Below are 20,836 nucleotides of genomic sequence, written 5' to 3' on the forward strand. Positions count from 1 at the left end.
GCGATGACCACAACGCTGGGTCCCATGGACCACACTGAGGCTGCCGAAAAAGCGCAGGTACTGATCGAATCACTCCCGTGGCTGAAGAAGTTCCGCGACGCGATCATGGTGATCAAGTTTGGCGGGAACGCCATGGTCGATGACGCGCTCCTCGCGGCCTTCGCCGAGGACGTCGTGTATCTCCGCCACACCGGCATCAGGCCCGTCGTGGTGCACGGCGGCGGCCCCCAGATCAATGCGATGCTCGCGCGGCTCGGCATTGAGAGCGAGTTTCAGGGCGGCTACCGAGTGACGACCCCGGAAACCATGGACGTCGTACGCATGGTCCTGACCGGCAAGGTGAACCCCGAACTCGTTGACGAGATCAATGCGCATGGCCCGCTCGCTGCAGGCACCACGGGTGAGGACGCCGGCCTCTTTGTTGGTCGTCGTCGCCCGCCCATCGAGGTGGACGGTGAGCTCGTTGACCTCGGACTCGTCGGCGATGTGGTGGACGTGCGCGTCGAGCCCGTGCTCGCGCTGTTGGAAGCCGGACTGATCCCCGTCGTCTCATCGATCGCGCCGGACGCCGACCGGCCTGGCGACTCGCTGAACATCAACGCCGACGCTGCGGCGGGCGCGCTCGCCGCAGCGCTCGGCGCAGAGAAACTTGTGATTCTCACCGACGTCGCGGGTCTGTATGCAAACTGGCCGGATCGAGACTCACTGGTCTCTTCCATCTCCGCCTCCGAGCTTGAAGACATGCTTCCGTCGCTCGAATCAGGGATGATTCCCAAGATGCGCGCATGCCTTGAGGCTGTTCGTGGTGGTGTGTCGAAGGCAGCAATTATCGACGGTCGCGAGCCGCACTCGGTGCTGCTGGAGATCTTCACCGAGCGGGGGATCGGTACGGAAGTGACGCCCGAGTAGTGTCTGGTCGGCGAGGGGGAGCCGCAGTGCGCGGCCTCCTCGCCGAGTTGCGGGCGCTCCCCGCATGGTCACGTGGGGTCGTCTCGGTGGCCGTCTTCGTGGTCGGGCTGCTCGCCGCCACGGGGGCCCTCGACTGGCCCGGGACGAAGCGCGGCGGCGCATTCGTGCTCTGGGTGAGCGCACTCGGTGCTGCGGGCGCCTGGAGCGTGGTGCTCAGCATCATCGATGTTCGTGAGCACCGGCTCCCGAACCCTGTGCTGGGTGCGGCTGCGCTCAGCGTCGTGCCCCCAGTGTTCGCCGCGTGGGCGTGGAGCGGTGAACCGCGGCATGCGTTCTTCCTCGCAGGAGTTGCAGTCGGTGCGGCCTTGCTCGGAGCGAGCGTGTGGGCCGCGTTCAGTGCAGGCGAGGCAAGACATCGCCCACCCCCGATCGGTGCGGGAGACGTGAAGCTGCTGCCCATTGCGGTGATCATCGCTGGCGCGAGTTCGGTGCGTGATGCGGTCGAACTGTTTCCATTCGCGCTCGCGGGGTGCATTACGGTCGCGGCGTGCGCGTCCGTGCTCCGGGGCCGCGGCCAGGTGCCGATCGGGCCAGCAATTCTCGCGGCGAGCTGGCTCGCGCCGCTCGCGGGAGGCGCACTTCGCGCCGGGACGCTGGCGGGGTAGCAACGCGAGAAGCGCCCCGCCGAAGCAGGCGGCAAACGGAGCGGTGCGCACAGCGGTAGACTGGAGCTGTTTTTCGTAGTGCCGAGTGAAAGGGGGCGACGTGACCTACGTCATCGCTCTGCCGTGCGTCGATGTCAAGGATCGCGCCTGTGTGGACGAGTGTCCCGTTGACTGCATCTACGAGGGCGAACGCATGCTCTACATCCACCCGGATGAATGCGTGGACTGCGGCGCCTGCGAGCCCGTCTGCCCCGTCGAAGCGATCTACTATGAAGACGATCTGCCGAGCGAGTGGTCGGACTACTACAAGGCCAACGTCGAGTTCTTCGACGAGATCGGCTCTCCCGGTGGCGCGGCCAAGGTCGGGGTCTACGACTTCGACCACCCCGTCGTCGCGGCGCTGCCGCCCCAGGGCGAGTAAGTCGTGCGGGGACCGCTGCCCGACTATCCCTGGGACGCGATGGCGCCGTACGCCGCACAGGCGGCACGGCATCCCGAGGGCGCACTGAATCTTTCGGTCGGCTCTCCCGTCGATCCGAGCCCCGCAAGCGTGCGTGAGGCGCTTGCGAACGCGACCGACGCGCACGCTTACCCTGCAACCGCGGGGTCACCGAAGCTGCGCGAGGCGATTGCCGAATGGTTCCTGCGCCGCCGCGGCGTCACCGTCGCACCGAACGCGGTGCTCCCGACTGTCGGATCGAAGGAACTGGTAGCGCTGCTTCCGTTCCTGCTCGGCATCGGCGCGGGCGAGGCCGTCGTGTTCCCCCGAATCGCTTACCCGAGCTACGCAATGGGCGCCGCTCTCGTGGGCGCGGACGCGATCGCGGCTGACGACCCTGCTGAATGGCCGGAGAACACCCGTCTCGTGTGGGTCAACTCGCCGTCCAACCCCGACGGGCGGGTGCTCGATGCGGGCCGGCTTCGCGCTGCCGTTGAGCGCGCGCGAGAACTGGGCGCGGTCATCGCGGGAGACGAGTGCTACGCCGAGTTTGCGTGGGACGCGCCGTGGGACGAGCAGCGGATCCCCTCGATTCTCGATCCTGCTGTGGTGGGCGCGGACCACCGAGATGTGCTCAGCGTGTATTCGCTGAGCAAGCAATCGAACCTCGCTGGCTACCGGGCGGCGTTCCTGGCTGGCGATCCCGAGCTCGTGGAGCGCCTGCTCACGGTGCGGAAGCACGCGGGTCTCATGCTTCCCGCTCCCGTGCAGGCGGCAATGATCGCCGCGCTCGCGGACGAGGCACACGTGGCCGAGCAGCGGGAGCTGTACCGGGCTCGGCGTGCAGTGCTACTCCCCGCGCTCGAGGCCGCCGGCTTCCGCATTGAGGGGAGTGAGGCTGGACTCTATCTCTGGGCGACGCGCGGAGCGGATGCCTGGGACAGTGTCTCTGAGTTCGCGCAGCTCGGGATCGTGGTAGGCCCCGGCCACTTCTACGGCGACCACTCGCCGCAGCATGTGCGGTTGGCGCTGACCGCGAGCGACGCTGATATCGCTACGGCCGCACGCCGAATCCGCGGCGCCTGAGCGTGTTCCGAGTGCCTCGCGTGGATCCGCGGGGTGTGGGCCTGCTGGCGGCGACGAATCGACTTTTTGTTCGACGTCAAGATACTCTGAGGGAGTGCGCACGATCTGCGTTGCGCCACTCGGCTCTGCACTGAGCCGATAAGGTGTAGGAATGGCGGCGTCGCACCCGACGCCCAGCCACACATGAGACCCCACGAGGAGACGACGTGACCGAATCGACTCAGGGCCTGGGCTCGGCCTCAGCGAAACTGACCTTCCCCGGCGGATCGGCGGAGTTGCCGATCCGTGAGGCGGTCAACGGCCACCCCGCCATCGACGTCAGCACGCTCACCCGCCAGAGCGGCTACACCGCGCTCGACTATGGCTTTGTGAACACTGCTTCAACCAAGTCCGCAATCACCTACATCGACGGCGATGAGGGAATTCTGCGCTACCGCGGCTACCCGATTGAGGAGCTGGCCCGCCACTCGACCTTCCTCGAGGTGGCGTATCTGCTCATCTACGGTGAGCTGCCCGCAGCGGACGAGCTCGCGGCGTTTGACGACGAGATCCGCCGGCACACCCTGCTCCACGAGGACATGCGCTACTACTTTGAGGGAGTGCCGCACACCGCACACCCCATGGCGGTGCTCTCGGGCGGACTGCAGACCATGTCGACCTACTACGAGAACTCGCTGGACACCACGGATCCCGAGTTCGTCGAGGTGAACACGATTCGCCTGCTCGCGAAGCTCCCCGTGCTCGCGGCCTACGCCCACAAGAAGTCGATTGGGCAGGCGTTCCTGTACCCGGACAACAATCTCGGCTTCGTGGAGAACTTCCTGCGCCTCAACTTCGGTAACAAGGCCGAGAAGTACGAGATGAACCCCGTGCTCGTCGACGCGCTCGACAAGCTGCTGATTCTGCACGCGGACCACGAGCAGAACGCGTCGACCTCGACGGTGCGTCTGGTCGGCTCGACCGGAGCGAACATGTTCTCGTCTATCTCTGCGGGCATCAACGCCCTCTCGGGCCCGCTCCACGGCGGCGCCAACGAGGCCGTGCTCGACATGCTCGCGCAGATCCGCGACTCCGGCCAGAGCGTTGAGACCTTCGTTGAGAAGGTGAAGCGCAAGGAAGACGGGGTGAAGCTCATGGGCTTCGGGCACCGCGTGTACAAGAACTACGACCCGCGTGCGCGCATCGTGCGTGAGAGCGCCGGCAAGGTACTCGAGGAGCTCGGCGTGAACGATCCGCTGCTCGGCCTCGCGCAGGAGCTCGAGCAGATTGCGCTGGAGGACGACTACTTCAAGGAGCGCAAGCTCTACCCGAACGTCGATTTCTACACCGGTGTGATCTACAAGGCCATGGGCTTCCCGACCCGCATGTTCACCGTGCTGTTCGCGATTGGACGTCTGCCGGGCTGGATCGCGCAGTGGCGTGAGGCGCGCGAGGATCCGCAGACGAAGATCGGCCGCCCGCAGCAGCTCTACATCGGCTCGCCCGAGCGGCACCTCGACCGTTAAATCTCCCCCTGTAGGGGGAGGGGCCGCGCCTGGCGCGCTCGGTAGGGTGGCAGTATGGAAACTGCCACCCACCCGGCCGCGCTCGAACTCCGCGGCCTTGCCAAACGCTTCGGCGAGAAGATCGCCGTGAACGGGATCTCGCTGACCATTCCGACCGGCTCCTGCTACGGTCTCGTCGGCCCGAACGGTGCGGGAAAGACGACCACGCTGTCGATGGCCACGGGCCTGTTGCGGCCCGAGTTTGGTCAGGCGCTCATCCACGGTGTCGACGTGTGGGCGCAACCGACGGAGGCGAAGCAGCTGGTTGGCGTCCTCGCCGACGGCGTGAAACTGTTCGATCGCCTGACCGGCGAGCAGCTCATCACGTACAACGGCCTGCTGTCCGGGCTTGACGCCGAGACGGTGGCGCGACGTTGCGCGGATCTCCTGACCATGCTCGACCTGAATGACGCGGGGAACACGCTCGTGGTCGACTACTCCGCCGGCATGACGAAGAAGATCGCGCTTGCCTGCGCGCTCGTGCACGCGCCGCGCGTGCTGGTCCTCGATGAGCCGTTTGAGTCGGTCGACCCGGTCTCGGCGGCGAACATTCGCGACATTCTGCAGGGCTTCGTGCGCGGTGGGGGCACGGTGATCGTGTCGAGCCACTCGATGGATCTGGTGCAGCGCATGTGCGATCACGTCGCGGTCATCGCAAACGGTCGGGTGCTTGCCGCAGGAACCGTCGACGAAGTGCGCGGCAGCTCCACGCTCGAGGACCGCTTTGTCGAGCTCGTGGGCGGGCGTCAGCACCTGGAGGGCCCGTCATGGCTGAATCAGGCGTAGCCCCGGCGGCGGCCCGCATGGTGCCCCTGATCGGCACGGCACAGCCGCGCACGGGGGCGCTCGCTCGCGTGCGCGTGCTGGTGCGTCTGCGCTTCCGCGTGCTATGGAACACACTGACCCGGCACCCGTGGCAGCTGGTGGGCGCGATCATCGGCGTCCTGTACGGGCTCGGGGTGCTCGGTATGGTCGTCGTGGGCCTCGTCGCGGCCTCGGGCCTCGATCCGCAGCTCGCCCGCACCTCGCTGATCTTTGGTGGTGCCGCACTGATCCTGGGTTGGATGCTCGGCCCCATCGTCTCCTCCGGGATGGACCGTACCCTCGATCCCGCGCGACTGGTGATGTTCCCCATGAGCGCGGGCACCCAGCTGAGTGGGATCGTGGCCGCGAGCCTTCTCGGTGTGCCCGGCATCGTGACGCTGCTTGTCTCAGCAGCGACCGCGGCAACTTGGTTCCGCTCGCCGGCGGCAGTGATCGCCGCGATCCTCCTCGCGCCGGTCGCCGCGCTCACGTGCGTGCTGGCCTGCCAGCTGATGGTCACCGCGCTGTCGCGCGCCACAGCAAGCCGCCGCTTCCGCGAGATCATCGGCGGCATCGTGATCCTCTTGCTCGTCTGCGCGGGTCCGCTCATCGCGGGCATTGGCTCGGGCGCCGCAGCGCTCGCGGAGCGCCTGCCGGCGATTGCCGACGGGATCTCATGGTCGCCACTCGGTGCGGTGTGGGCCGTGCCCGCGGAACTCGCCCGCGGTGCGTGGGGAGTTGCCGTGGCGAAATTGCTCATCGCACTCGCCACTCCGGTGCTGCTGTTTTTCGCTTGGCGGCCGCTCTACCTCTCGAATCTCGGCGCGATGACCGAAGGCTCGCGTGCCACCGCGAAGCGCGGCGCCGGCTGGTTCGCGCGCTTCCCGGATACGCCGCGCGGCGCGGTCGCCGCCCGCGCGTTCACCTACTGGCTGCGCGACCCGCGCTACCTACAGAGCCTCCTCGTGGTGCTCGTCATGCCGGTGATCTTCGCGTTCGTGTCGGGCAGCTCGGGTGCGCCGATCCTGCTCCCGGGCTCCACCGTCATGGTCGCGGTGATGCTCTCGCTCAGTACCTTCACCGACATCTCGTACGATGGCACGGCGTTCAGCACGCACATCCTGCGCGGGGTGCGAGGAATTGACGACCGCGTGGGGCGCATCTGGGCAAACGCGTTGCTTGCGATCCCGAGCGTGATCATCGTCGCGGTGGTCACCACGGCGATCGTGGGTCGCTTCGACCAGCTGCCGACGCTCCTCGGTCTGACGGCGGCCGTGACGCTTGGCGGGTTCGGGGTGTCGAGCGTGTGCTCGGCGCTCTTCATCATGCCGGTGCCGCAGTCTGGGGAGAACCCCTTCGTGTCGAAGCCCGGCGCAGGCATGCTCAGCCTCATTGGGATGGCCGGTTCGTACGGATCGCTCGCGGTGATCGCGCTGCCCACGATCGGTCTCACGATCGCCGCGGCGATTACCGAGCAGCCGCTCTACATTTGGTTGACCTTCGCGGTCGGACTACTGAGTGGCGCACTCGTCTGCTGGTTCGGGGTGCGGTGGGGTGCGGCGATCTACGATCGCAAGGCACCCGAGCTGCTCGCCCGAGTGGTCGCGCAGGGCTAGATTCCGCGGGCGGACACCGTGCGTTTGCGCGGTGTTCGCCACTCGGCAACCCCCGACTGATGCGATGGTTTCGCACCATCCATCACGAAGGAGTTATGTTGCCCAGAACCGTCCGACCGTTCGCCGCGCTTGCCGCCGGCGCTATCGGAGTTACCTGCCTCACCCTTTCCCCGGTGGGCGCCGCGCTCGCCGTGCCCGCACCACCCACCGCGGCCCCCGCGGGGCTGCAGCTGTCCGAGATTGAGTCGAACGGCGGCACACCGGGCGACTGGGTCGAGTTCCGCAATGCGGGCACCGCCGCCGTGGACCTCGGCGGGTTCAGCGTGCGTGATAGCGAGGACACGCATGAGTTTGTGATTCCCGCGGGCACACTGGTGGAGCCAGGCGCATTCTTCGTGCTCGACGAGTTTGACAAGAAGACCGGCCTCGGCCAGTTCGACTTCGGCCTCGGCAAGGCGGACGAGGTGCGTCTCTTCGATCCCGCGGGGGAGCTTGTCGATCAGGTGAGCTGGTCCGCGCACGCAGAACACACGCTGGGCCGCACGGCTGCGGGTGACTGGGCGGAGACCTCCGAGGCCACGAAGGGCGCCGAGAACCGATTCGCCGAGACCACTGAACCGGAGCCCGTCTCGCCGCTGCGACTCAGCGAGGTTGACTCGCAGCCGGCGGACTGGGTGGAGCTCGTCAACACCGGAACCGAGGAGTTTGCGCTTGCGGGCTTCGAGCTGCGCGACAACTCCGATGATCACAGCTGGAAGTTCCCGGCGGGGGCGACCCTCGCGCCCGGCGCGTACCTCGTTGTTGACGAGAACTCGCTCGGCATCGTGGGCACGCAGGATGGTCTCTTCCGGGAAGCGATTGGGATCGGGAGTGCCGATCAGATCCGTTTGTTCGATCCCTCGGGCGCGCTGATCGACGACACGGGTGCGTGGACTGCGCACGCTGCAATCGATGGGGACCCGGCGCTCGCGACGCTTGCGCGCTGCAGCGTAGGGACGGGGCCGTTCGTGCTTGCTCACCCGACGCCCGGCGCCGCGAACCGCTGCGTGACCGACGGCGGCGGTGACGGTGGCACGGGCGGCGAGACACCGAGCTACGAGAACCTCGCATGGCCGGGCGCAGCCGCGGTGACGAAGGTGGATGCCTCGCGCATGTTCCTCGAGGACAGCTCGGGGCTCGACACGCAGGTCACCGAGGATGGCGTGGTGCTGTGGGCGGTCGACAACGGTGAGGGCCGGTTCTGGAAGCTCGACGTGCAGGCGGACGGCTCCGCGCGCTTCGCGGAGGGCTGGGCTGAGGGAAAGCGAGCTCGCTTCCAGAAGGATGCCGACAACCCGCGCGCGGCCGGTCCGGACACGGAGGGCATCACGGCCGCGAACGACGGCTTCATCTACCTTGCGTCCGAGCGTGACAACAGTGCGAAGGGCGTCAACTACAACGTCGTGCTGCAGATTGATCCTGAGTCCGCCGGCCCGGATGTTGTCGCGAGCACGGAGTGGGATCTGACCGCGCTGCTGCCGCAGGTCAGCGCGAACCTGGGGATCGAGGCGGTCGAGTGGGTCGCGGATAAGGATCTCGCCGGTGCACTCATCGACGCGAACACGGGCCTGGGCTACAACCCAGCTGACTACCCGCTGCACGGCGACGGACTCTTCTTTGTTGCGGTAGAGGACGGTGGCCAGGTGTTTGCCTTCGCCCTGAACACTGACGGGAGCGCCACACGCGTTGCTGAGGTGAAGCCGGGGCTCGGCGGCGTCATGGCGCTCGACTGGGATACCGTGCTTGGCGGTCTGTGGGCCGTGTGCGATGACGGGTGCAACGGGGATGCGGCGTTCATCACGCTGAATGGAACGGCGACGCCCGAGGTGACGCACTACGCGCGTCCCGCGGAGCTGCCGAACACGAACAACGAGGGATTCGCGACCGCGCCGGCCGAGCTGAGTGGCGCCGTGGGCGCTGCTGCCGCGCGGGCTGGTGAGGCCGTCGCTGTGCGCGCAGCCGACCCTGCGCTGTCGCGTCCGGCCTGGTGGTTCACTGACGGTGTGAAGACGGGGGCGCTGCACGCGGGAACGCTCTCGGTGGCGGGCGAGCCGGGTGGTGAGAACCCTGGCGGTGAGAACCCCGGTGGCGAAAACCCCGGTGGCGAAAACCCCGGTGGCGAAAACCCCGACTCCGGGACCGGAACCGAGACCACGCCCGATACCGGCGCGCAGCCGAAGCCGCAGGTTGCGCAGGGGACGAGTGATCAGCTCGCGCAGACCGGATCTGGATCCGGTGCGCTCGTGCTCTTTGGCGCCGCGGTGCTTGCCCTCGTGGGCGCGGCAGCACTCGTGTTCGGTCGCCGCGGAACGCGTGCGACGACGAGTGCGCTGCCCGTGATTGGCGAGTAGCCACACAACTGAGTTCAACACAACACAGCACCGCCCCGGCCGGGCCACTACGCGGAAGAGTTGCGCGGGTGGCTTCGGCCGGGGCGGGGCGGTGTGGCGGAGCGCTGAGAACGTCCGGCGAGGACTACGCGTGCAGCGCGGCGTTCAGCACAATGCCAGAGCCCTCGCGCGGCAGCGCCTCCACGGCGCCCGTGCGTGAATTCCGGCGGAAGAGCAACTGGGCAACGCCGGAAAGTTCGACGGCCTTGACCTCAACAGGCTCGCCCGCTGAATCTGCGGTGCCCTGCGGCAAGACAACCTTGGTGCCAGCGGTGACGTAGAGCCCGGCCTCGACAACGCTGTCGTCGCCCACCGAGATCCCGACGCCCGAGTTTGCGCCGAGCAGCGCGCGTTCGCCGATCGTAATGCGCTGCGTGCCGCCCCCGGAGAGGGTGCCCATGATGGACGCGCCGCCGCCGATGTCGGAGCCGTCGCCGACGACCACGCCCTGCGAGATGCGGCCCTCCACCATGGATGCGCCGAGCGTGCCGGCGTTGAAGTTGACGAAGCCCTCATGCATCACGGTGGTGCCCGGCGCAAGGTGCGCGCCGAGGCGGACACGCGATGCGTCAGCGATGCGCACGCCCGCGGGGACCACGTAGTCGGTGAGGCGCGGGAACTTGTCGAGACCCACTGCGGTGATGCCCGCGCGCTTCAACTGGGGGAGACGCGCCGCGTACTCTTCGGGGAGCATGGGGCCCGCGCTCGTCCAGGCAATGTTCGGCAGCTTGCCGAAAATGCCGTCGAGGTTCAGCGAGTTCGGCAGTGCGAGGCAGTGCGAAAGGAGATGCAGCCGCAGGTACGCGTCCTCGGTGGTTGCCGGCGCCGCGTCAAGATCGATCTCAACGTTGACGAAGCGCAGTTCGACCCCGCGTGCGTCATCGGTTCCGGTGAGTCCGGCAAGCTCAGCGGGAGCGATCCACGGATCGCGGTCCTCCGGGCGCTTGCCGAGTGCGGGGGCGGGGAACCAGGCGTCGAGGGTGGAGCCGTCGGCGGCGATCGTCGCGATTCCGGCGGCCCAGGCGTAGCGGGTCTCAGTCATACACTCAATGCTAGCGAAGCCTGCGGCTCGCGGGCGCCGCTGCGAACCGCCTAGGCTGGTCGGGTGAGCACCCAGGAGAACCCGCGCCCCGTCTTCCGCCTCGATCCCGCATCCGGTCCTGTTGCGCTGACCCGTCAGCTGTGCGACATCCCGTCGGTGTCGGGCGACGAGCTCGCCATCGCTGATGCGGTGGCCGCGATGCTTGCGGAGCACGCCCCCCACCTCAGCGTCACGCGTGATGGGGACACGATCATCGCCCGCACCGAGCTGGGGCGCGATCGCCGCGTCGCGATCGCTGGTCATCTCGACACCGTGCCGATCAACGACAACCTGCCCGTGCGCGACATGGTGGAGCCAGACACCGGTGAGGCCATGATCTGGGGACGCGGCACCGTCGACATGAAGGCGGGCGTCGCCGTGCAGCTTGCGCTCGCGGTCGAGCTGGTTGACCCCTCCGTCGACCTCACCTGGGTCTGGTACGACCACGAGGAGGTCGCCTCCGATCTGAGTGGGCTGGGCCGCGCGATGCGCAACCACCCCGAGCTTTTCACCGCGGACTTCGCGATTCTGGGGGAGCCCTCCAACGGCACGATCGAGGGCGGCTGTAACGGGACCCTGCGGGCCCGCGTCGCGCTCACAGGAAAGCGTGCGCACTCGGCGCGGAGCTGGATGGGCGTGAACGCGATCCACCGTGCTGGCGCGCTGCTGGCCCGGCTCGAGGCGTATGAGGCCGAGCGTGTGGTGGTCGATGGCCTCGAGTACCGAGAAGGCCTCAACGCGGTGCGTGTGGAGGGTGGCGTTGCGGGCAACGTGATTCCGGATCGCTGCGTCATCGAGGTGAACTACCGGTTTGCGCCGAGCCGCTCGGGGGATGACGCCGTGGCGTTTGTGCGCGAGTTCTTCGCCGACGCTGATGACGTGGAGATCGTCGACCTGTCGCCGGGCGCGCGCCCGGGCCTCGACGCGCCGCTCGCGCAGCGCTTCGTCGCGGCGGTGGGGCAGGAGCCCAGCGCAAAGCTCGGCTGGACCGATGTGTCTCGCTTTTCTGCGCTCGGGATCCCCGCGGTGAACTTCGGGCCGGGGAACGCGTTGCTCGCCCACGCGGACGACGAGCGGGTGCCGGTCGCCCAGATTGAGCACGGCTATGCGGCGCTCAAGAGCTGGCTTTCTGGTCCTGTGGCGTAGCCTCGGAACGCTTCTGGGGGCTCTGCGATCCCGATCTGCTGGGCGTCACTTTCCGCCGCGCCCGTCATCTGGCGCAGTCTGAGTTCGCCTTGGCGGTCAGCGGACCGATAAAATGGATGCGAACCACCAAACTATGCGAGGAGGCGTCATGGCTGCAATGAAACCGAGGACTGGGGATGGACCCATGGAGGCGGTGCGTGAAAGCAGGCTGATCGTCGTGCGTGTTCCGCTTGAAGGCGGAGGACGTCTCGTGGTGTCGGTGAATGACCAGGAAGCCGCCGAGCTGCGTGACGTGCTCGCTGGCGTGCTCGACGGCTAACCACACCCGTACGCGCCGGCTCGGCGCACATGCGACAGGCCCCGCTCCTCATCCGAGGAGCGGGGCCTGTCGCATGTGTGGCGCGGAACGCGGCGCTCAGTGGCGAGGCTGCGAACTCTGTGGCTGCGCGGTTTGCTGGCAGTGCCTCACTCGCAGACGATTTCCAAGTTGTGTGGACAACTGAACGCCGCGTGACGCGGTGAGGAAGCTTCCGTGACGCTCGCGCGTGTCCCTGACGCCCGGATTCGCAGTGCGCAGACTGGATTTCGGCGCGACCGGAGCGGTCGCGACGATCCACCACTTCTCAAGACATCTTGGAGCGAGTCACTGTGAGGAAACACACCATTGCCGCGTCGATCGGCGCGCTCGCGCTGGGCGTGACCGGCGTCTGTGCGGGCGTTGCCCCTGCCGCCCTGGCGGCGCCGAGCGAAGGCACCACCCCGAAGACGCTGGTGATCGGCGTCGACGGCGCCGCGTTCGACATCATGGCGGAGACCGAGCTGCCCAACGTGCGTGCACTGCAGGCCGGCGGGCTGACCGCGGCGAGCAACTTGCCCGGCAACCCGATGGCTCCCACCGTCTCCGGCGCTGGCTGGTCAACGATCGCGACCGGCGTGTGGCCCGACAAGCACAACGTTGTCGACAATAACTTCACCGCGCCAAAGTACGATCAGTACCCCGACTACCTGACTCGCATCGAGGCGGCGCAGCCCGAGCGCAGCACCTCCGCAATTGGGACCTGGGGTCCGATCTCCACCACCGTGTTCGGTGCAGCAGTTGACACGCGGGTGAAGGGCGCGGGCGACAAGGATACGACGGCACAGGTCGTCGCGAAGCTTGCGGAGCCCGCGACGGACGACGTCTTCGTTCACCTCGACGAGGTGGACGGTGCGGGCCACAGCAGCGGCTCGAGCTCGCAGGCGTATCGCGATGCGCTCGTGGTTGCCGACCGACAGATTGGCGAGATGATCGCCGCGGTGCAGTCGCGACCGAGCTACGCCTCGGAAGACTGGCTCATCATGCTGACTTCGGATCACGGCCACACGCCGAAGGGCGGACACGGCGGTTCCACGAAGCTCGAGCGGAAGACGCACGTGATCGCGCAGGGCGCCGAGTTTGCCCCGGGCTCCGTGCGTCACGACGTGAAGATCTCGGACATCGCGCCGACCGTGCTCGCCCACAACGGGATTGCGCGTGACGCGGGCTGGGATCTCGATGGCGCCGCCGTGAACGATCTCGTCGCCGACGACTTCGACACGCTCCGCCCGCAGCTGCGCGTCGCCGCGCAGGAGACTGGCCCGGGCCAGCTGCTGGGCTGGACCGATGTTGCACCCGAGGGGTGGATGGTTGACAACTCGAAGATGCCCTCGGGTGGCGCCCCCGAATTCCGCGGCTGGACGTTCATGACCGACGATTTCTTCTCGAACGTCGAGCTTGGACAGCACCGCGAGAACAATGTCCGCTCGCGTGACGTGTTCGCGGTCGCGGATTCGGACGAGTGGGCTGACGTGTCGCCGCGCGGCGGCAACATGTTTGATTCGACGCTCGTCACCCCGGCGTACGAGCTGAACGGCGCGGCAACGGCCGATGTGTCGTTCGTCTCCGACTACGCGGTTGACGGCCCGCAGGGCGCCAGCGTGTGGGTGGTGTTTGACGAGGAATCGGGTGCTCCGCGCCAGAAGCTGATCGACTACCCGGCAGACGGCACCCGTGCGAACCCAGTGAACACGGTTGAACGGCACACGATTGAGCTGCCGCGTGATGCGGCCGGCGCCCTTCCGAAGACGCTCAGCCTGCAGTTCTCGTACTCGGGCAACAACAGCGCATTCTGGGCGATCGACCAGGTGCGCTTCGGTCAGCCCGACGCCCCGATCGTTCCGGCCGAGATTGCACTGTCGGTGGAACAGGTCACCGCGGGCGAGCGCGTGAGCGTCACCGGCACCGGGTTCGTGGCGGGCGAGGAACTGAGCCTCGAGCTGCGCTCCGCACCGCAACTGCTGGGAACGGCGACAGCTGGTGCGGACGGCGCGCTGGCCACCGAGGTTGAGATCCCCGCGACCACCCCGGCTGGCGCGCACAGCCTCGTGGTCGTGCGTGCCGATGGAACCGAGCTCGCCCTGCCGCTCGCGGTCATCGCGGCAGACACCGGTACCGATCCGGAGCCTGAGCCGAAGCCTGAGCCGAAGCCCGAGCCGAAGCCCGATCCGAAGCCGGGCACCGACGCGGGCGCCGGGACGACGCAGCCCGGCGAATCCGGTGGGTCACCGCTTCCCTCGGGTGAGCTCGCAGTCACCGGTGGATCCGTGCCTGCCCTGCTCGTCGGCGGTGCAGTCGCTGCTGCGCTGCTCGGTGGCGGCGTGCTGCTCGCGGTGCGCTCACGCCGAGGAGCCTCGGACGCAGGTCCGCTCGCCTAGGCGAGGAGGGTGAGGGCGGGCGTCGCCCCGTTCTCACCCACCGTGCGCAAGACGCACAGAACGGGCCCGGCCAATGTGGCCGGGCCCGTTGCATTGATGGCGTGGTCTGGGAACTAGCCGTCGAGGCGCACGAGCGTGAGGAGACCGTCACCCTCGGGAGAGAGCATTGGCGCGATCGCCGACGACTCTGCGACGAGGGTCAGGAGATCGCGCACCGCCTGAGTTTCCGCGTCGCGCGCCGCGGGGTCTGGCACTCGACCGTGGGCGAAGGCGCCCGGCACGATGATGCAGCCTCCTTGCCGGACGATGCCCAGCGCGTACTCGAAGTGCTCAAGGAGCTGCGCCGGGTCCGCGTCAAGCAGCACCATGTCGTAGGAATCGAGATTCAGCCGGGGCATGACGTGGCGTGCGTCGCCCTCAATCGCACGGAGACGCGCGGCGGGGATACCTGCTTCAGAAAACATCGTGCGTGCCTCGCGCAGGTGCTCCGGCTCGATCTCGATGGTGGTGAGCGTTGCATCGTGTGCGTGGCGGAGCAGCGAGAGTCCGCTCACGCCGACACCGGTTCCCACCTCGCAGATCGCCTGCGCGCGAGTCAGGACCGCGAGTCCGGAGAGCTGCGCTCCGATGGAGCGGCTCACGGGCTCAATGCCCAGTTCGAGCGAGAGGCGTCGAGCCCGGACGAGCGCGTCGGTTTCCCCCGGGTACTGTTCGGCGTACTGCCAATTGCGTTCGAGCTTGCTCACGTTTCCCTCCGAAAATGTTGCGCGCGAGCCCCGTGGAGCACGCATCTCTGCGGGCGCTGGCCACACGCTGTCTCTAGCGTAGGGCCACGGGTGGCGTGTGGTGGTGTCCCACGCTGCGAACGGGGCGAGGCGAGTACTCAGCGGGCAGAGAACGGGGGCGTCGCCACCTCGTTGGAGCGGGAATCAGCGCTACGATAGAGGCTTATGGGACTCACGTTCGAGAAGATGCTGGTGATCTTGGTGATCGCACTCTTCGTGGTGGGACCCGACCGGCTGCCGATGTACGCGAAGAAGCTCGGTGATCTCGTACGCAACATCAAGCGAATGGCTGATGGTGCCAAGGATCGTCTCCGTGACGAGATGGGCCCCGAGTTCGACGAGGTCGACTGGAAGCAGCTCGATCCCAGGCAGTACGACCCGCGTCGCATTATTCGCGATGCGCTCGTCGAAGATGAGCGAGAAGCGCGCGTCGCGGCTCGCCGCGCCCGAGTGGATGAGGCCGCCGAGAAGCGCGCGGCCGCCGCATCTCTTGCGGAACCTCCAGCGGGCGGCATATTCTTCGACGAGGAGGCAACATGATGAACCACGGTTCCGCATGACCTCCCCTGTCGAAGCGGGGGAGCCCCGCGACTGGAGGCGCCCGCTCGGGGCCGACCAGATCGCTCCTCGCCAGGTGCTCGATGAGCTCATGTACGCGCTCGATACGACCTCAATCGTTGCGATCACGGATCGGCGCGGCATCATCACCTACGTGAATGATCGCTTCTGCGAGATCTCCCGCTACTCGCGCGAGGAACTGATCGGCCAGACCCACCGCATCGTGAACTCCGGGCGACAGCCGAAAGAGTTCTTCAAAGAGATGTGGCGTGTGATTGGCCGCGGTGAGGTCTGGAAAGACGAGATCTGTAACCGCGCAAAGGACGGCACGGAATACTGGGTCGACACCACGATCATTCCGCTGCTCGATGAGCGCGGCAAGCCGGAACGATATGTCGCGATCCGCACGGAGGAGACCGCCCGGCACCAGGCCGAGGAGCAGGTGCGCCGCCTGGCCTACACCGACTCCGTGACGGGGCTGGTGAACCGCGAGTCGATGCTCCGCACCATCTCCTCCGCGGTCGAGACGGGATCGGCGAAGGATTTCAGCGGGTTCGTGTCCATCAGCGTGGACGAGTTGTCGGTTGTGAACGACGCGTTTGGCTTTGAGGCGGGCGATCGCCTGCTGCTCGAGGCCTCCAAGCGGCTGCACGGGCTCGAAGGCGAGCGGGCGCACGTTGGCCGAATTGGCTCGAACACGTTCGGCATCCTGCTGCCCAACTTCGGGGCGGACTGCCGCGAGGCTGAGCGTGCGTGCCTCGACCTCATCGAGCGGGTGCTTGAGGTGCTCGCGGGACCGGTGCAACTGGGTTCAGGCGTGGTGATCGACGCGTCGGCGAGCGTGGGGTACGTGCTGTGGACGAGCCCGGGCCGGAAGGCCATGAACGACTCGCCGAGTGCGGAGGCATGCCCCGCAAACGAGTACATCGTGACGGATGATCCGCACGAGGTGGTGAAGTGCTCCGAGATCGCCCGCAAGCGTGCGCGTCGCGAGGGTGGCCCGCGCAGGCTGCGGCAGTTCCAGCAGCGCATGCTGCACGAGGCGCGCGATCGTGTGCGGCTCATCTCGGAGCTGCACCGCGGCATGGAGAAGGGCGAGCTGCAGCTGTTCGCGCAGCCGATCGTGGATCGAAACCGTCGCGTCATCGGCGAGGAGGGCCTCATCCGTTGGTTCTCGAGTGAGCTCGGCACAGTCGCGCCGGACGAGTTCATTCCGCTCGCCGAGCAGACCGGGGTGATCGTCGAGATCGGCGATTGGGTGCTCGAGGAAGCCTGCCGCACGCTGGCGCGGTGGAGCGTCGATCCCGAGCGCGAAAACCTCACTTTCTCGGTCAATCTCAGCGAACGGCAGCTCCGCGTCGATGGCTTTGCAGACCGCGTGCGCGAGGCCATCACCCGTCACCGGGTGCCGCCCGGGCGCCTCACCCTCGAACTCACGGAAAGCGTGCTGCACACCGACCTCGAACGCACCGTCGGGATGCTTGCCGTGCTGCGCACGCAGGGCGTGCAGTCCTCCCTCGATGACTTCGGCACGGGGTACTCGTCGCTCAGCTACCTGCAGCAGCTGCCCGTGCAGCAGCTCAAGATCGACCGCTCGTTCGTTTCTTCGGTGGTGGATGATGTGCAGGCCGCCGCGATCGCGCAGACGATCGTGTGGCTCGGCCGCACCTTCAACCTGCAGATCGTCGCTGAGGGCGTCGAGACCGAAGAACAGTTCGACAAGCTGCGCGAGATCGGGGTCGACGCGTTCCAGGGCTACCTCTTCGGCCGCCCGCGCCCGGTGCGCGAAAGCCTCGTCGCGGTCTAACGCGCCGGTTGATGCGCGACCTGACGCTGAGCTGAGCTGGTTCGCAGCGGAGCCGAGCGGGTCCTAGCCGACGCTGAGCCCGAGCGAGCGCCCGGCGAGCCCGCGCCCGCGTGAGGCGATCGCGCGGGCCACGCTGATCACTGCTGCCGCGGCTGGATCCTTCGGATCAGAAAGCACCGCGGGATCGCCCGCATCGCCGCCCGCGCGGAAGGCGGGGCTGAGGGGCACGCTGCCGAGGAGGGGCACCTCGCCGTGCTCGTCGTCGCTCAACCGCTCTGCAACGAGTGCGCCGCCCCCGGAGCCGAACACGTCGATCACGGAGCCGTCCGGTTGCACGAGGCCCGCCATGTTCTCGACCACGCCGATGACGCGTTGCCCGGTCTGCCGGGCGACGAGGGCGCTCCGCACCGCGACGTCTGCCGCCGCCTCCTGCGGAGTCGTGACGACGAGCACCTCGGCATGGGGGAGCAGTTGGCCCACGCTGATTGCGATGTCGCCCGTGCCGGGCGGCAGGTCGAGGAGGAGCACATCGAGGTCGCCGAACCACACGTCGCGCAGGAACTGCTCGATGGTGCGGTGCAGCATGGGGCCGCGCCACGATACGGCGGTGGTGCGCGGGTCAGCGTCGCCGAGGAACATGCCGATCGAGATGACCTTCACCCCGTGCGCGACGGGAGGCAAGATCATGTCGTCGACGCGCGTGGGCTGTTCGACGCGCCCGTCACGGCTGAGCCCGAGGATGCCCGGAATCGAGAACCCGAAGACGTCGGCATCGATGAGTCCGACGGCGAGACCCTGCTCCGCAAGCGCGACCGCGAGCCCAGCAGTGAGTGACGACTTGCCAACCCCGCCCTTCCCGCTCGTCACCGCGATGACCCGCGTCAGCGAGTCGGGGCCAAACTGCACAGGGCGAGTGCCGCCCGGGCCGCGCACGCGGTCGGTGAACGCGCGGCGCTCCGCCGGCGTCATCACGCCCACGTGCACGGTCGCCGCTGCGACACCGCTCGCCGCGGCTGCTGCCGCCTGTGTGTCCGCCTCGATCCTGCGTGCTGCAGGACACCCGGCGATCGTGAGCAGGATCGACACGTCCGCGTTCCCCGCCTCGTCCACTCGAACCTCACGCACCATGCCGAGCTCGGTGATGGGGCGCAAGATTTCGGGATCGCGCACGCGCCCGAGCTCGCTCCACACCGCGCGCTCGGCCGCACTCGCGTCGTCCGGGGCGCCGGTGAGGGCGTCTCCCTCCGAATGGTCGTCGGCCGTCACTTCTCGGTCTCCTCAGGGTCAGTCTCAGGCTCCAGTTCAGGCATCCGTTCGGGAACCGGGGCCGATTCGGCAGCCGGCGTCTGCTCGGGAACTGGGGTCTGCTCGGGGGCTGGCTCATCCTGCTCAAGCTCGGCGAGGAGCGCGCGCAGCTCGGCACGCAAGAACTCGCGGTCCGGCAAGTCCTTCATCGCCAGGCGCAGCGCGACGACCTCGCGGGCGAGGAACTCGGTGTCGGCGAGGGCACGCTCGGAACGCTGCCGATCCTGCTCGATCTGCACGCGGTCACGGTCGTCCTGGCGATTCTGCGCGAGCAGGATCATTGGGGCTGCATACGACGCCTGCAGCGACAGGATGAGCGTCAGTGCGGTGAATCCGAGGGCGGCGGAATCGAAGCGCACGTGCTCGGGGCCGAAGGTGTTCCACGCGAGCCACGCGATGCAGAACAGCGTGAGGATGAGCAGGAACCACGGCGTGCCCATGCCGCGAGCAATGCTCTCGGTCCAGCGGCCGAAGCGCTCATTGCCGCTTACCCGAGCGGCGTCTCCGCCACCGCTTCGTGCCGCACGGGAGCCGGCCTGTCGGGGCGCGTCCAGACCCGGGTCCCGGCCGAACAGCCTCATCGCTCTGCTCCCGGCGCGATGACCTCGTCGTCGGCGTGCCGCCAATCATCGGGCAGCAGGTGGTCGAGCACGTCGTCAACGGTCACTACGCCCACCAGGCGGTTCTGGTCGTCTACGACGGGCAACGCCACGAGGTCGTAGCTCGCGAGCCGGCGCGACACTTCGGCCGCGCTCGCGTGCACGGTGACGGCCTCGATCTCGGTATCGACGAGCGCGACGAGACGCTCGTGCGGCGGGAAGCGGAGCATCCGCTGGAAGTGCGCCATGCCAAGGTACTCGCCCGTGGGCGTCTCGTATGGCGGGTGCGTCACATACACGGCCGAGGCCATCGCCGGGGGAATCTCGGCACGACGGATCATCGCGAGCCCCTCCGCCACGCTCGACTCCGCGGAGAGCACGATCGGCGATGGGCTCATCAGACCGCCCGCCGTGTCGGCGTCGTACTCGAGGAGCCGGCGCACGTCTTCGGCCTCCTCCGGTTCCATGAGGTCGAGAAGCTCCTCGCCCTTCGCTGCGGGCAGCGCGGAAATGAGGTCGGCGGCGTCGTCCGGCTCCATCCGGTCGAGCACATCGGCGGTGCGGTCGGGGCGCAGATTTGCGAGCAGCGCGAGCTGATCGGGTTCGCTCATCTCCTCGAGCGCGTCGGCCACGCGGGCGTCGGGCAGCTCGCCCACCACCTCGATCATGCGCGCCTGGGGAAGCTCGAGCAGCGCCTCCGCGAGGTCGGCGGGCTTCAGATCGACCATGGTCTGAATGAAGAGCTCAGCGGACTGCGCGCCCGCGGCCGGCAGCCGGATCTCAGACCAGCGGACGGTCTTCGCATCGCCACGGCTGAACGGCGCGGCCGGCTTCGGGAGTCGCACAAACACCTCGGATACGAGCCACTCGCCCGAGCGTGAGCGCTCGATCGCGGCATCCTCGATGCGCGCGGTCACCGGCACGGCTCCCGCGGTCTCGGCCGCGAGTTGCACATCGCGGCCGATGAGCTCCGCGATCATGCGGGTCTCCCCGCCGCGCTGCTCGAACCGGCGCACGTTGATGAGGCCGGTCGTGATGACCTGCCCGGAGCCGATCGAGGTGACCCGGCTGATCGGCACAAACACGCGGCGTTTGCCCGGGATCTCGACGATCAGACCGACCACGCGCGGCGCTCCCGCCGCGCGGAACACGACGAGCAGATCGCGCACCTTGCCGATGCGGTCGCCCACCGGATCGAACACGCTGCGTCCAGCGAGCCGCCCCACGAATACCCTCGATGTCCTCACACCACTACGCTAGCGCGCTCACCTGTGTTCGCGCGCGTGAACTCGTGCGTGGCTCGATCGGGATCGTGGCCGCGCGAGCCCCA

At 67.8% G+C, this 20,836-nt stretch carries 18 protein-coding genes; 13 read left to right on the forward strand and 5 right to left on the reverse strand.

Annotated features, from left to right (window positions below):
* The first annotated feature begins 3 nt into the window (after positions 1-3).
* The 8 genes from argB (at position 4) to D3226_RS05030 (ending at position 9,453) form a co-directional block, all read left to right on the forward strand.
* Positions 4-909 carry an acetylglutamate kinase gene (argB, locus tag D3226_RS04995; protein ID WP_202381253.1) on the forward strand — a complete coding sequence of 302 codons (906 nt, stop codon included), beginning with the start codon at positions 4-6 and terminating at the stop codon, positions 907-909.
* Between the two features lie 26 nt (positions 910-935).
* Positions 936-1,574 (forward strand): prepilin peptidase, encoded by a 639-nt coding sequence (locus D3226_RS05000; RefSeq protein WP_202381254.1) that lies wholly within the window; start codon positions 936-938, stop codon positions 1,572-1,574.
* Positions 1,575-1,674: 100 nt separating this feature from the next.
* Positions 1,675-1,995, forward strand: coding sequence for a ferredoxin (gene fdxA, locus D3226_RS05005; protein ID WP_202381255.1), 321 nt, complete (start codon positions 1,675-1,677; stop codon positions 1,993-1,995).
* A 3-nt stretch (positions 1,996-1,998) separates the two neighbouring features.
* Positions 1,999-3,099 (forward strand): succinyldiaminopimelate transaminase, encoded by a 1,101-nt coding sequence (gene dapC, locus D3226_RS05010; RefSeq protein WP_202381256.1) that lies wholly within the window; start codon positions 1,999-2,001, stop codon positions 3,097-3,099.
* Positions 3,100-3,305: 206 nt separating this feature from the next.
* Positions 3,306-4,604 carry a citrate synthase gene (locus D3226_RS05015; protein ID WP_202381257.1) on the forward strand — a complete coding sequence of 433 codons (1,299 nt, stop codon included), beginning with the start codon at positions 3,306-3,308 and terminating at the stop codon, positions 4,602-4,604.
* Between the two features lie 54 nt (positions 4,605-4,658).
* Positions 4,659-5,429 carry an ABC transporter ATP-binding protein gene (locus D3226_RS05020; RefSeq protein ID WP_202381258.1) on the forward strand — a complete coding sequence of 257 codons (771 nt, stop codon included), beginning with the start codon at positions 4,659-4,661 and terminating at the stop codon, positions 5,427-5,429.
* Positions 5,411-7,063, forward strand: coding sequence for a transporter (locus D3226_RS05025; protein WP_202381259.1), 1,653 nt, complete (start codon positions 5,411-5,413; stop codon positions 7,061-7,063). Before D3226_RS05020 ends, D3226_RS05025 begins: the two co-directional genes overlap by 19 nt.
* Positions 7,064-7,158: 95 nt before the next feature.
* Entirely contained in the window at positions 7,159-9,453 is a 2,295-nt protein-coding gene (locus D3226_RS05030) for a lamin tail domain-containing protein (protein ID WP_202381260.1), read from the forward strand.
* A gap of 124 nt (positions 9,454-9,577) precedes the next feature.
* Here D3226_RS05030 and dapD read toward each other — a convergent pair whose 3' ends face one another.
* A complete protein-coding gene (dapD, locus tag D3226_RS05035) occupies positions 9,578-10,534 on the reverse strand; it encodes a 2,3,4,5-tetrahydropyridine-2,6-dicarboxylate N-succinyltransferase (protein WP_202381261.1) in 957 nt (318 codons plus the stop codon).
* Positions 10,535-10,597: 63 nt separating this feature from the next.
* Between dapD and dapE the strand changes: the two genes are divergently transcribed.
* The 3 genes from dapE to D3226_RS05050 all read left to right on the forward strand — a co-directional run bounded on the left by dapE (position 10,598) and on the right by D3226_RS05050 (position 14,452).
* Positions 10,598-11,719 (forward strand): succinyl-diaminopimelate desuccinylase, encoded by a 1,122-nt coding sequence (dapE, locus tag D3226_RS05040; protein ID WP_202381262.1) that lies wholly within the window; start codon positions 10,598-10,600, stop codon positions 11,717-11,719.
* 148 nt (positions 11,720-11,867) lie between these two features.
* Positions 11,868-12,038, forward strand: a complete 171-nt coding sequence (locus D3226_RS05045) for a DUF3117 domain-containing protein (RefSeq protein WP_075201434.1) — start codon at positions 11,868-11,870, stop codon at positions 12,036-12,038.
* 329 nt (positions 12,039-12,367) lie between these two features.
* On the forward strand, positions 12,368-14,452 hold the full coding sequence (locus D3226_RS05050) for an alkaline phosphatase family protein (RefSeq protein WP_202381263.1): 2,085 nt from the start codon (positions 12,368-12,370) through the stop codon (positions 14,450-14,452).
* Positions 14,453-14,565: 113 nt separating this feature from the next.
* Here D3226_RS05050 and D3226_RS05055 read toward each other — a convergent pair whose 3' ends face one another.
* Positions 14,566-15,198 (reverse strand): class I SAM-dependent methyltransferase, encoded by a 633-nt coding sequence (locus D3226_RS05055; protein WP_202381264.1) that lies wholly within the window; start codon positions 15,196-15,198, stop codon positions 14,566-14,568.
* Between the two features lie 204 nt (positions 15,199-15,402).
* Between D3226_RS05055 and D3226_RS05060 the strand changes: the two genes are divergently transcribed.
* Positions 15,403-15,777 carry a twin-arginine translocase TatA/TatE family subunit gene (locus tag D3226_RS05060; RefSeq protein WP_202381265.1) on the forward strand — a complete coding sequence of 125 codons (375 nt, stop codon included), beginning with the start codon at positions 15,403-15,405 and terminating at the stop codon, positions 15,775-15,777.
* Between the two features lie 16 nt (positions 15,778-15,793).
* On the forward strand, positions 15,794-17,602 hold the full coding sequence (locus D3226_RS05065; RefSeq protein WP_202381266.1) for a putative bifunctional diguanylate cyclase/phosphodiesterase: 1,809 nt from the start codon (positions 15,794-15,796) through the stop codon (positions 17,600-17,602).
* 63 nt (positions 17,603-17,665) lie between these two features.
* Here the strand turns inward: D3226_RS05065 and D3226_RS05070 are convergent, their stop codons facing one another.
* From D3226_RS05070 to D3226_RS05080, 3 genes are all read right to left on the reverse strand, one after another.
* Positions 17,666-18,793 (reverse strand): Mrp/NBP35 family ATP-binding protein, encoded by a 1,128-nt coding sequence (locus D3226_RS05070; RefSeq protein WP_337248915.1) that lies wholly within the window; start codon positions 18,791-18,793, stop codon positions 17,666-17,668.
* A gap of 71 nt (positions 18,794-18,864) precedes the next feature.
* The gene (locus tag D3226_RS05075; RefSeq protein ID WP_202381268.1) at positions 18,865-19,488 is read right to left on the reverse strand and encodes a DUF1003 domain-containing protein; all 624 of its coding nucleotides are present in this window, start codon (positions 19,486-19,488) and stop codon (positions 18,865-18,867) included.
* Complete coding sequence (locus D3226_RS05080; protein WP_202381269.1) at positions 19,485-20,753, reverse strand: magnesium transporter MgtE N-terminal domain-containing protein; 1,269 nt, start codon at positions 20,751-20,753, stop codon at positions 19,485-19,487. Before D3226_RS05080 ends, D3226_RS05075 begins: the two co-directional genes overlap by 4 nt.
* Positions 20,754-20,836: the final 83 nt, after the last annotated feature.

Source organism: Leucobacter chromiireducens subsp. chromiireducens (genome assembly GCF_016758255.1).
GTDB classification, from domain to species: Bacteria; Actinomycetota; Actinomycetes; order Actinomycetales; family Microbacteriaceae; genus Leucobacter; species Leucobacter chromiireducens.

What these genes read in the sequence shown, in the direction of transcription:
- D3226_RS05075 (WP_202381268.1), bottom strand. Translation starts at nt 19,488, where the DNA reads ATGAGGCTGTTCGGCCGGGACCCGGGTCTGGACGCGCCCCGACAGGCC.
- D3226_RS05045 (WP_075201434.1), top strand. Translation starts at nt 11,868, where the DNA reads ATGGCTGCAATGAAACCGAGGACTGGGGATGGACCCATGGAGGCGGTG.
- D3226_RS05065 (WP_202381266.1), top strand. Translation starts at nt 15,794, where the DNA reads ATGACCTCCCCTGTCGAAGCGGGGGAGCCCCGCGACTGGAGGCGCCCG.
- dapD (WP_202381261.1), bottom strand. Translation starts at nt 10,534, where the DNA reads ATGACTGAGACCCGCTACGCCTGGGCCGCCGGAATCGCGACGATCGCC.
- D3226_RS05025 (WP_202381259.1), top strand. Translation starts at nt 5,411, where the DNA reads ATGGCTGAATCAGGCGTAGCCCCGGCGGCGGCCCGCATGGTGCCCCTG.
- D3226_RS05020 (WP_202381258.1), top strand. Translation starts at nt 4,659, where the DNA reads ATGGAAACTGCCACCCACCCGGCCGCGCTCGAACTCCGCGGCCTTGCC.
- argB (WP_202381253.1), top strand. Translation starts at nt 4, where the DNA reads ATGACCACAACGCTGGGTCCCATGGACCACACTGAGGCTGCCGAAAAA.
- D3226_RS05060 (WP_202381265.1), top strand. Translation starts at nt 15,403, where the DNA reads ATGGGACTCACGTTCGAGAAGATGCTGGTGATCTTGGTGATCGCACTC.
- D3226_RS05030 (WP_202381260.1), top strand. Translation starts at nt 7,159, where the DNA reads ATGTTGCCCAGAACCGTCCGACCGTTCGCCGCGCTTGCCGCCGGCGCT.